This window comes from Streptomyces niphimycinicus (assembly GCF_018883605.1).
Lineage (GTDB): Bacteria > Actinomycetota > Actinomycetes > Streptomycetales > Streptomycetaceae > Streptomyces > Streptomyces niphimycinicus.
Map to the genome: position 1 here is coordinate 1 of NZ_JAHLEM010000743.1, position 10,014 is coordinate 10,014.

At 71.6% G+C, this 10,014-nt stretch carries 10 protein-coding genes and 1 pseudogene; 6 read left to right on the top strand and 5 right to left on the bottom strand.

From position 1 onward, the window contains the following. The coding region (locus KN815_RS41580) for an anti-sigma factor (RefSeq protein ID WP_216346964.1) at positions 1-425 on the top strand (425 nt) is incomplete at its 5' end. A gap of 69 nt (positions 426-494) precedes the next feature. After that, on the top strand, positions 495-1,859 hold the full coding sequence (locus KN815_RS41585; protein ID WP_216346965.1) for a cryptochrome/photolyase family protein: 1,365 nt from the start codon (positions 495-497) through the stop codon (positions 1,857-1,859). A 96-nt stretch (positions 1,860-1,955) separates the two neighbouring features. Here KN815_RS41585 and KN815_RS41590 read toward each other — a convergent pair whose 3' ends face one another. Beyond that, complete coding sequence (locus tag KN815_RS41590) at positions 1,956-2,267, bottom strand: 4a-hydroxytetrahydrobiopterin dehydratase (RefSeq protein ID WP_216346966.1); 312 nt, start codon at positions 2,265-2,267, stop codon at positions 1,956-1,958. Between the two features lie 80 nt (positions 2,268-2,347). On the opposite strand from KN815_RS41590, the gene KN815_RS41595 reads away from it, so the two are divergent. Beyond that, the gene (locus KN815_RS41595) at positions 2,348-3,151 is read left to right on the top strand and encodes a helix-turn-helix domain-containing protein (protein WP_216346967.1); all 804 of its coding nucleotides are present in this window, start codon (positions 2,348-2,350) and stop codon (positions 3,149-3,151) included. On the opposite strand, the gene KN815_RS41600 is transcribed toward KN815_RS41595, so the two are convergent. Together KN815_RS41600 and proP are read right to left on the bottom strand one after the other, a co-directional pair. Continuing rightward, a complete protein-coding gene (locus KN815_RS41600) occupies positions 3,138-3,509 on the bottom strand; it encodes a nuclear transport factor 2 family protein (RefSeq protein ID WP_216346968.1) in 372 nt (123 codons plus the stop codon). The two genes, KN815_RS41595 and KN815_RS41600, sit on opposite strands and share 14 nt — an antisense overlap. Positions 3,510-3,695: 186 nt before the next feature. Continuing rightward, positions 3,696-5,159, bottom strand: a complete 1,464-nt coding sequence (gene proP / locus KN815_RS41605; protein ID WP_216346969.1) for a glycine betaine/L-proline transporter ProP — start codon at positions 5,157-5,159, stop codon at positions 3,696-3,698. Between the two features lie 274 nt (positions 5,160-5,433). Here proP and KN815_RS41610 point away from each other — a divergent pair, with 274 nt between their 5' ends. Genes KN815_RS41610 through KN815_RS41620 form a run of 3 tightly spaced genes read left to right on the top strand, consistent with a single transcriptional unit; the run spans position 5,434 to position 7,802 of the window. Then, complete coding sequence (locus KN815_RS41610; protein WP_216346970.1) at positions 5,434-6,297, top strand: isocitrate lyase/PEP mutase family protein; 864 nt, start codon at positions 5,434-5,436, stop codon at positions 6,295-6,297. 16 nt (positions 6,298-6,313) lie between these two features. Continuing rightward, positions 6,314-6,763 carry a hypothetical protein gene (locus KN815_RS41615; RefSeq protein WP_216346971.1) on the top strand — a complete coding sequence of 150 codons (450 nt, stop codon included), beginning with the start codon at positions 6,314-6,316 and terminating at the stop codon, positions 6,761-6,763. Between the two features lie 4 nt (positions 6,764-6,767). After that, positions 6,768-7,802 (top strand): bile acid:sodium symporter family protein, encoded by a 1,035-nt coding sequence (locus tag KN815_RS41620; RefSeq protein WP_216346973.1) that lies wholly within the window; start codon positions 6,768-6,770, stop codon positions 7,800-7,802. Positions 7,803-7,850: 48 nt separating this feature from the next. On the opposite strand, the gene KN815_RS41625 is transcribed toward KN815_RS41620, so the two are convergent. Together KN815_RS41625 and KN815_RS41630 are read right to left on the bottom strand one after the other, a co-directional pair. After that, positions 7,851-8,957, bottom strand: a complete 1,107-nt coding sequence (locus tag KN815_RS41625) for a PP2C family protein-serine/threonine phosphatase (RefSeq protein ID WP_216346972.1) — start codon at positions 8,955-8,957, stop codon at positions 7,851-7,853. A gap of 230 nt (positions 8,958-9,187) precedes the next feature. Beyond that, a pseudogene (locus tag KN815_RS41630) lies at positions 9,188-10,014 on the bottom strand (hypothetical protein); the annotation flags it as partial.

Here is a 10,014-nt window from a genome sequence, read left to right on the forward strand (position 1 = left end):
CCGCGGTGTGGCAGTACCGGCAGGCGTCCGACGCCCGGGACACGGCCCGCCGCTCCGAGCAGCGGGTGGCCCAGGCGCGGGAGGTGACCCAGGTGCTGGCCGCGCCCGACGCGCGCAGCCGCAGCGGCCGGATGACGGACGGCTCGACCGGCACGGTGGTGGTCTCGCGCGGGCTGAACAGGGCGGTGTTCCTGGCCTCGGGGCTGTCCGATCCGCCCGCCGGGCGGATCTACCAGCTCTGGCTGAGCGACGGCGGCACCATGCGCCCGGCCGGTCTGATGGACTCCTCGGGTGCGAGCGTGGCGGCGGTCCTCAGCGGTGCGGTCGGGAAGGCGTCGGCCATGGGGGTGACGGTCGAGCCCGCCGGAGGGTCGAAGGCGCCGACGACCGATCCGCTGGTCCTGCTGACGTTCCCCTCGGCGTGAGCGGGCAGTGAGCGGACGACATCGGGCGAAATCCATCGATACGGGGGCGGTGTGGGGTAAGGGAGGGGGATGAGCACGTCCCTCTCCGTCTTCACCTCCGATCTGCGGCTGTCCGACAACCCGGTGCTGCGCGGCGCCGGGCGCTCCGCCGAGCGGGTCGTTCCGCTGTTCGTCGTGGACCGCGGCCTGGCCGGGACGGGGTTCGCCGTCCCCAACCGGGTGGCGTTCCTCGCCGACGCCCTGGCCGATCTCGACGCGGGGCTGCGCGAGCGCGGCGGGCGGCTGGTGGTCCGCCGGGGCGACGCGGTGCCGGAGATCCTGCGGGCGGCCCGGCAGGCGGACGCGGACGAGGTGCATATCGCGGGCGGGGTGAGCGCCTATGCCACCCGCCGCGAACAGCGGCTGCGCGAGGCGCTGGAGGCGGACGGGCGGCGGCTGCGGGTGCACGGCGCGGTGGTGACGGCGGTGGAGCCGGGCGAGGTGACCCCGGCGGGCAAGGACCACTTCGCGGTCTTCACCCCGTACTTCCGCGCCTGGCAGCGGGCCGGGCTGCGCGAGGCGCTCACCGCGCCGCGCACCGTGAGCGTGCCGACCGGGCTGCGCTCGGAGCCGGTGGCGGCGGTCACCTCGCTCGCCCCGGGCAGCCCCTCCCCCGGACTGCCCGAGGGCGGGGAGACGGCGGGCCGCCGCCGGGTCCGCTCCTGGTGGCGGGCGGGGCTCGGGGACTACGCCGAGCGGCAGGACGATCTGGCGGGCGACGCCACCTCCCGGCTCTCCCCCTATCTGCACTTCGGCTGTCTGTCCCCGGTGGAGCTGGTGCACCGGGCGCGGAAGGCGGGCGGCGCGGGCGCCGATGCCTTCGTACGGCAGTTGGCCTGGCGGGACTTCCACCACCAGGTGCTGGCCGCCCGGCCGGACGCCGCATCCGTCGACTACCGCCCGCGGGGCGACCGGTGGCGCCACGACGAGGCCGAGATCGCGGCCTGGAAGGCGGGGCGCACCGGCTATCCGCTGGTCGACGCCGGGATGCGGCAGTTGCGCCACGAGGGCTGGATGCACAACCGGGCGCGGCTGCTGGTGGCCAGTTTCCTCTCCAAGACGCTGTACCAGGACTGGCGGATCGGCGCCCGGCACTTCCTGGATCTGCTGGTGGACGGGGATCTGGCCAACAACCAGCTCAACTGGCAGTGGGCGGCGGGCACCGGCACCGACACCCGTCCCAACCGGGTCCTCAACCCGCTGGCGCAGGCCCGGCGATTCGACCCGGAGGGCGCGTATGTGCGGCGCTGGGTGCCGGAGCTGGCCGAGGTGACCGGCGCGGGCGTCCATACGCCCTGGCGGCTGCCGAAGGCCGAGCGGGACCGGCTGGACTACCCCGGCCCGATCGTGGACCTCCAGGAGGGGCTGGCCCGCTTCCGGGACGCCCGGGGGTGACCTGGGGTCCCGCCCGGCCGGTCCGGAACGGTACGCACCCCGCCGGTCGGGAACGGTACGCACCCCGCCGGTCCGGAACGGTACGCGCCCGGCCGGTCAGTCGGCGCGGGCGCCGTGCTGCGGGGCGATCTCCTCGATCCGGCCCGCCAGCTCGAAGTCGAGCCCGGTCACCTTGCCCCCGGCACTGTGGGTGTTCACCGAGACGCCGACCTTGTTGTAGCCGAGGGTCAGATCGGAGTGGTGGTCCAGTTCCTCCTGGATCATGGCGATCTCCGCCACCATCCCGGCCGCCTGCGGATGCCCCTTGAAGACATACGTCCGCGAGAGCCGGTCGTCCGCGAACGACCACCCGGGAAGCTGCTCCAGGCGCTGCTGGATCTCCTGGTCGGTGAGCGGCTGGACCGCCATGACACATCCCTTCGTCGCGGGTGACCGGTGGCCCTTCCACCCTGCCATGGGCGCGACCCCGCGTCGGCTACCTTCAGCTCATGACGACTGCCGCGCCGCCCCGGGTGGGCACACTGCTGCGCGAGTGGCGGGACCGCCGCCGGTTGAGCCAGCTCGAACTGGCGCTGCGCGCCGACTCCTCCGCCCGCCACATCAGCTTCATCGAGACCGGCCGGTCGCGGCCCAGCCAGGAGATGGTGCTCCGGCTCGCCGACCATCTCGACGTCCCCGTACGCGAGCGCAACGCCCTGCTGATCGCCGCCGGTTACGCCCCGCACTATCCGGAGCGGTCGGTGGACGACCCCTCGCTGAGCGCCCTACGCACATCCCTGGAGCGGCTGCTGACGGGCTACGAGCCGTATCCGGCGCTCGTGGTGGACGGCACCTATGGGGTGCTGGCCGCCAACCGGGGCATCGCGGCCCTGCTGGAAGGGGTGGCGGAGCATCTGCTGAAGCCGCCGCTGAACGCGATGCGCCTGACCCTGCACCCCGAGGGGCTCGCCCCGCGCATCCGCAACCTCCGCGAATGGCGTGGCCATCTGCTGGACCAGATGGACCGGCAGCTCGCGCTGATGCGCTCCTCGCCGCTGCGGGCGCTGTACGACGAGGTGGCCGCCTATCCGCTGCCCGAGTCCGGCGGCCGGGAGACGGCGACCGCCGGGGACACCCCGCCGTTCGCCCTGCCGATGATGATCGAGCACGGCGGGCGGGTGCTGTCGTTCATCTCGACGATCGCGACCTTCAACACCCCGATGGATGTCACGGTCTCTGAGCTGGCCATCGAGACGTTCCTCCCGGCCGACCCGGAGACCGCCGCCGCGCTGGGGCAGTTCAGCCGGTCGTAGGGACCCGGTCCAGGAAGCCGAGGACGGAGCGGATCCGGCCGTCCTCGGCCAGGGTGATCACATCGGTCGCGGCGACCGGGGCGGAGCCGTCGGCCGTGGAGACCAGCTCCCAGCAGAAACGGGCCATGTGGTGGTGGCCGTCCACGGCGCCGGTGAGCCGGAACTCATGGCCGGGGAACTGCTCCTGGGCCCCGGCGATCACGGCGGCCAACTGCTCATGGCCTCGCGCCCCGGCCAGCGGGTCGGTGTAGTCGCCGTCCTCAATCCAGGCGGCGGCGACGGCCTTGGCGCGGGCCTCGGGGCCGGTGGCGTTCCACGCCTCGAAGTAGCGGGCGACGGCGGTGTCGTACTGCGTCATGTGGTTACTCCTCCATGAAATGCCCTGGTCGGACCCGGGTCCCGGACCGGAGGGCGCCGGCCCGGAACCCGATGGCTCAACCCTGCCGCCGTCGCGGACGGGGGTCGATTACCGCCCAGGTAATGGAGGCGGGGGGAGACACCGCCCGGGGAGTTCGGGAGCGCTGAATACACCGCCCGGGGCCGCTCAGGAGCGCTGGGCCTCCACGAGCGCGATGGCCTCCTCCTTGGTGGCCACGGCGGGCGGCGAGCCCTCCAGCGGCTGCCGGGCCGTCTCCTTCATCACGGCGGCGGCGATGATGCCGACGACGGCGGCGAGCATCGTGTAGTAGGCGGGCATCAGATCGTCCCCGGTGCTGCTGATCAGGCCCTCGGTCACCAGCGGCGTGGTGCCGCCGAAGAGCGAGACGGAGATGTTGAAGGCGATGGAGAGCGAGCCGTAGCGCACATTCGTCGGGAAGAGCGCGGGCAGCGAGGCGGACATCACGCTCACATACGGCAGCAGACACAGCCCCAGGAGCAGCAGTCCGGCGAAGACCGGGATCACTCCGCCCTGCTTGATGAGCAGGAAGCACGGCACGGCGAGCACCAGGAAGCCCACGGACCCGGCCATCAGCACGGGCTTGCGGCCGATGCGGTCGGAGTAGCGGCCGACGAAGGTGATGGCCGCCATGAGCACCAGCATCACGATGATGATCGAGATCAGGGCGCTGGTGCTGCTGTAGTGGAGGGTGTCCGACAGATAGGTCGGCATGTAGGACAGCAGCATGTAGTCGGTGATGTTGTACGCGGCGACCAGCGCGATGCACAGCGCCATCGCACGCCACTGGGTGCGGAACACCTGCCAGAACGGCAGGCTCTCGCGCTCCCCCGCGCTGGTGGCGCCCTCGTCCTCGAGCTTCTGGAACGCGGGGGTGTCATCCAGCTTCAGCCGCAGATACAGACCGACGAGACCGATCGGCGCGGCGGCCAGGAACGGAATGCGCCAACCCCAGGAATTCATCGAGGAGTCGGCGAGCGTCACGGTCAGGATGGTGACCAGTCCGGCCGCCGCGGTATAGCCGATCAGCGTGCCGAACTCCAGAAAGCTGCCGTAGTACCCACGGCGCTTGTCGGGCGCGTATTCGGCGATGAAGGTGGAGGCGCCGCCGTATTCCCCGCCGGTGGAGAATCCCTGGAGCATACGGAAGAGGATGAGCAGCGCCGGCGACCAGAAGCCGATGGCGGCATAGCCGGGGATCAGCCCGATGGCGAGCGTGCTGGACGCCATCATGATCATGGTGAAGGACAGGACCTTCTTACGGCCGATCCGGTCGCCCAGGGGCCCGAAGAACATGCCTCCCACCGGGCGGACCAGAAAGGCCACCGCGAATGTCGCGAGGGAGGAGAGCACCTGGGCCGTGCCATTACCGGACGGGAAGAAGACTTTGCCGATGGTGACCGCGAGATAGCTGTAGATCCCGAAGTCGAACCATTCCATGGCGTTTCCCAGCGCGGCGGCCTTCACCGCTTTCCGGACGGTCTTCTCCTCGGTGACCGTGATGTCGCTCCGGCGCAGTGGAGGGTTCTTGCGTCGCTGGACAGCACGCCAGAGGAGGTGGTGCCGGGAGGGCGCGGACGCGGAGGCTTCGACATCGGTTGGGACAGGCACAAGCAACTCTTTTCAGTGGACAGGCTTGTTGCGCATACCCCGCGAAGGCCGTGGCATGCCAGGCGTGTCGCAGACCACCCGGGGAGGTCGCAGACCACCCCGGGGAACGCGGGCCAGGGCGCTCAAGGGGTGTTCGACCCCAACCCGAGCCGGGCCGGGCATCTTCAGGGAACCCGGCGGCTTGCTTTACTGTTCTTTGGCCTTCCGTAAACCAAACCGCGGGGCCACATAACCATCGCGCAACGCCGAAAGGCACCGAACTCAAGGGGACATCATGCTCTATGGCAATGCCCTCCGAAAGGCCATCAGTTCATCCGGAACCACACCTCTCATCGGCATCTACGACATGTACTCGGCGTCCATCGCCGCACAGCACTACAACGGCTTCTTCGTATCCGGATTCGGGTTCGCCGCATCGCATTACGGGCTGCCCGACATCGGGTTCATCGCCTGGCCCGACATGCTCGCCTTCGTGGAGCGGCTGCGGCTCGCCTTCCCCGAGCACCATCTGCTCGTGGACATCGACGACGGCTATGTGGATCCCGAGGTCGCCTGCCATGTGGTGCAGCGGCTGGAGCGCACCGGGGCCTCCGGGGTGATCCTGGAGGACCAGCGGCGCCCGCGCCGCTGCGGCCACGCGGACGGCAAGCTGACCCTGCCGCTCGAGGAGTACCTCGAAAAGCTCCAACTGGTGCTGAGCAGCAGGAAGGACATGGTGGTGGTGGCGCGCACGGATGCCACCGAGGAGCCCGAGATCCTGCGGCGGGCGGCCGCGCTGGCGGAGACCGACGCGGATGTCGTCCTCGTCGACGGGGTGCGCAGCGTGGAGTGGATCCGCAAGGTCCGTAAGGTCATCGGCGACAAGCCCCTGCTGTTCAACCAGATCGCGGGCGGCAAGTCGCCACGGCTCTCGCTGTCCGAGCTGTCCGGGCTGGGGGTGGATGTCGCCATTTACAGCACCCCTTGTCTCTTCGCCGCCCACGGGGCGATCGACGGGGCGCTGAGCGATCTCAAAACGGCGGACGGGCGGCTGCCGGACTCCCGGGAGGCCGCGGCCATCGGGGTCAAGGGCGCCACGGAACTGCTGGAGAAGAACATCAGCAGGCACCACGGCCACCGTCAGCCCGCCAGGGTCTGAGCCGAGGCCGCGCGGTATGCCCTCGACATTCCTCGGGCCCGGCCCCGGCCGGCGCCGTAAGCCCAGAAGCGACACCGGCTCATCCCGTCCGTCCACGGCCGGGCTCATCCTCGCGGCCACCGCGGGCGTCCTCGCCGCGGGCGCCGCGGTCTCCGCCAAGGCGACGCCCGCGCCCGTGGGCAGCGCCGCGGGCGGCACCCCGCGGGAGGACTGCGAGCCGGACGACACCCCCACCGTGGTCACCGGGCCGCACAACGGCCTTGTGGTCATCGACAACTCCTCGGCGGACTCCTGGCTGGAGGTCGACCGCACCCTCAATACCCTGCTGCTGAGCCGTGGCACGGCGGGCAGCGACCACGACGGGGGCGGCGGCGCCATCGACGTCGTGACCGACGGCGCCACCGGTATGGATCCGGTGCTGCCGCAGATCGGGCACCCGCCGTGGCAGGCCGGGAGCGGTGATTGATGTGATGTGGAAGTCCTGGCCGCTGTCGTGGCCGGGCCGGCTCGGGAGGGCGGTCGACCCCTATGTCGCCGCCCTCCTCGGGACGGTCGCGCTGGCGGCGCTGCTGCCCGCGAGCGGGGCGGCGGCCACGGCCGTCGGCGATGCCGCGGACCTGGCGATCGGGCTGCTCTTCTTCCTCTACGGTTCGCGGCTGTCCACCCGCGAGGCGCTGAACGGCCTGCGACAGTGGAGACTGCACCTGGTGGTGGGCGCGAGCACCTTCGCGCTCTTCCCGCTGCTGGGGCTGGCCGCGGGCGGCCTCGCCCCGTTCCTCCTCACCGACCGGCTCTACACCGGACTGCTCTTCCTGTGTGTCGTGCCCTCGACCGTCCAGTCCTCGGTCGCCCTCACCTCCACCGCGCGGGGCAATGTCCCGGCCGCCATCTGCGCGGGCACGTACTCCAGCCTGCTCGGCATGATCGCCACCCCGCTGCTGGCGGCGTGGCTGATCGGCTCGGACGTGCGCTTCTCGGCCGACGGGCTGCTGGCCATCGCCACCCAGTTGCTGCTCCCCTTCCTCGCCGGGCAGGCACTGCGCCGCTGGACCGCGCGTTTCATCGGCCGCCATAAGAAGGCGCTCGCGCTTCTGGACCGGGGCTCGATCCTGCTCGTGGTCTATACGGCGTTCAGCCGGGGCATGACGGAGGGCATCTGGAGCCAGATCACCCTTGCCCGGCTGTGCGCGCTGCTGGGTCTGGCCGCGGCGCTGCTGGGGCTGGCCCTCACCGCGACGTCGTTCACCGCGCGGCGGCTGGGCTTCAGCCGGGAGGACCGCGTCACCATCGTCTTCTGCGGCTCCAACAAATCCCTGGCCACCGGGCTGCCGATGGCCGCGGTGCTGTTCGGTGACGCGGCCGGGCCGGTGATCCTTCCGCTGATGCTCTTCCATCAGCTCCAACTGATGGTGTGCGCGGTCATCGCGGGCCGCTGGTCCCGCCGGGTGCCGGAGGTCGAGCCCGTTCCCGGCGGGCAGGTCCAGGTCACCAAGGCGAGGGGGTGAGGGTGAGGGGAAGGCGAGGACGAGAGCGAGGACGACGGGGGCGGTGGCTCAGGCGCAGCGGGCGATCACCACGATGGCGGCGTCGTCGTTGACGACCCCGCCGGTATGCCGGAGCAGATCGGCGTGGAGATAGTCCACCAGCGCCTGTGGGCTGCCGCCCTTCCAGGCCGCGAGCCGTTCGGGGAGCGGATAGAAGGCGCCGCCGCCGTCCCGGGCCTCGACGACCCCGTCCGTATGCAGCACCAGCACATCGCCGTACTCGAAGCGGAACATCTCGACCGGGTGGTCCCGCTCCGCCGGCACTTCCAGGCCCAGTGGCACCGCGGGGTCGCGCACGTCCAGCAGCGCGACCTCGCCCCGGTGCAGCAGCAGTGGTGGAGGGTGCCCGCAGTTCACCATCCCCGCCACCGGGCCGTCGTCATAGACATCCAGCACCACGGCGGTCACAAAGGACTCCAGGAGATTCCGCTCGTCGGCGGCGGTGTGGTGCCAGTTCCAGCACATGGCGTTGTCCATGTGGTCGACGATGTCCGGCAGCGGGAGGTTGCGGTACGCGGACCCCCGGAAGGCCCCGATCAGCACGGAGGCGTCGCCGATCGCGGCCAGCCCTTTCCCCCGTACGTCCCCGATGACCAGCCGGGTCGCCCCCTCGGTGCGGACGGCCGCGTACAGATCACCGCCGATCTGCGCCTCCTCGTCGGCCGCGAGATACAGGGAGGCGATCCGCAGCTCCCCGATCCGTTCGGGCAGCGGCCGCAGCAGCACCTCCTGCGCCGCCACGGCCACCGAGCGCACCTGGCTCAGCCGGCGCCGGTGCCGGTCGGCGCCATAGCGGAAGCTGGTCACCAGCCCCGAGATCACGATCAGGGCGACGAACTGCGCCTCGCGGTCGGCGGTCATCAGACCGCCCTGGAACACCCCGATGACGATCTCATCCCCCGCGGCGAGGGCTCCGATCACGGCGGTTCCGCCCGCGCCCGCGAAGGACGCGGTGATCGCGGGTGCGGCGATCAGAAAGGAGCTCAGGTGGACGATCGCCGGCGTATAGACGTCTGTCAGCGTGACCGCCAGGACGATCCCGAGCGGGATCGCGAACAGCGCCCTGCTCGACCGCGTTTCCCCACCGATGCGGGTGAGGTCGGGCGAAACGCGCATATCTCTTGCTTACACCCGATACGCGCGTAACGCCGATCCGGGCCGCGAGACGATCACGGGTGCGCTCAGGCGACGTCGGCCGACGCTGTCGGCCGTGGCCGCCCGGCTCCCCGCCGTGACCGCCGGACCGGCTACCGCGACGTCGGCGGTCTCCGTGGCATCGGCGCTCCTGGCGGCGTGGCATCGGCGCTCCTGGCGGCGTCCGCGCCCACCGCCCGAGTGCGCCCACATCACCGGGTTTTGTTCGGCAGACCCGGGCTGACCACGGTAAATGGCGCGGCGGGGGCGCCGTCCCACCGGGGATCCGGCACGGTGCGCGCCGTGCCGGACGCCCTCGGCAGCCCGGTGTCGGCCGGTACCTCCACCTCCGTCGGCCCCTGCGCGGCCGGGGCCTCCGCCGCCGGGCCCGCTCCCGTCAGTGCCTCCGCCGCCTCCGACGCATAGGTCTCCCCCGTGGCCGCTGTCTCCTCCTCCGGCACCTGGGGCCCGTCCGCCTCCTCCAGCCAGCGCCGCAGCACCCGGTGCACCCGCTCCGCCCCGACCAGCTCCTCCCCCGCCGCCACCGGCGGGGTCAGCTCAGCCGGCCACAGCAGAAAGGGATGCCCCTGCTCCCCGCCGAGCCCGCCGTGCGAGCCGATCTGCTCCTCGAAGGCGTGCACCGTGCCGCGCGCCGGGTCGTAGGCGGAGTTGACCATGATGTCGGGGGTGTTCCGGAAGTGCGCGGTGCGCCGTACGGCGGCCTCGGCGCCGGGCCCGAAGACCGTGAGCGGGCTCGCCCCGAAGACCTCCCCGGTGTCCAGACGGTGCTCGGCGCCCTCAGCGCCCAGCACCACCGCGCCATGCGCCTCGGACCGTACGAGCAGGAAGCCCACCCCTGGGTGGTCGGCGAGGGTGCGCAGCAGCGCGGGATGGCGGGCGTCGATCTGCTCGCGGCTCATCCGCCCCGGCACATCGGGGAAGGAGACCAGGCCCAGGTTTCCGGACGCGAGCACGATCGGGTCGGACGCGGCGGTGCCGCCGCCCGCGACACCGGCCGGGTCGGCCGGGCCGCCGACCC

Bases quoted from the DNA above. Each gene is read 5' to 3' on its own strand.
- KN815_RS41585 (WP_216346965.1), top strand. From the start codon at position 495: ATGAGCACGTCCCTCTCCGTCTTCACCTCCGATCTGCGGCTGTCCGAC.
- KN815_RS41590 (WP_216346966.1), bottom strand. From the start codon at position 2,267: ATGGCGGTCCAGCCGCTCACCGACCAGGAGATCCAGCAGCGCCTGGAG.
- KN815_RS41595 (WP_216346967.1), top strand. From the start codon at position 2,348: ATGACGACTGCCGCGCCGCCCCGGGTGGGCACACTGCTGCGCGAGTGG.
- KN815_RS41600 (WP_216346968.1), bottom strand. From the start codon at position 3,509: ATGACGCAGTACGACACCGCCGTCGCCCGCTACTTCGAGGCGTGGAAC.
- KN815_RS41610 (WP_216346970.1), top strand. From the start codon at position 5,434: ATGCTCTATGGCAATGCCCTCCGAAAGGCCATCAGTTCATCCGGAACC.
- KN815_RS41615 (WP_216346971.1), top strand. From the start codon at position 6,314: ATGCCCTCGACATTCCTCGGGCCCGGCCCCGGCCGGCGCCGTAAGCCC.
- KN815_RS41620 (WP_216346973.1), top strand. From the start codon at position 6,768: ATGTGGAAGTCCTGGCCGCTGTCGTGGCCGGGCCGGCTCGGGAGGGCG.
- KN815_RS41625 (WP_216346972.1), bottom strand. From the start codon at position 8,957: ATGCGCGTTTCGCCCGACCTCACCCGCATCGGTGGGGAAACGCGGTCG.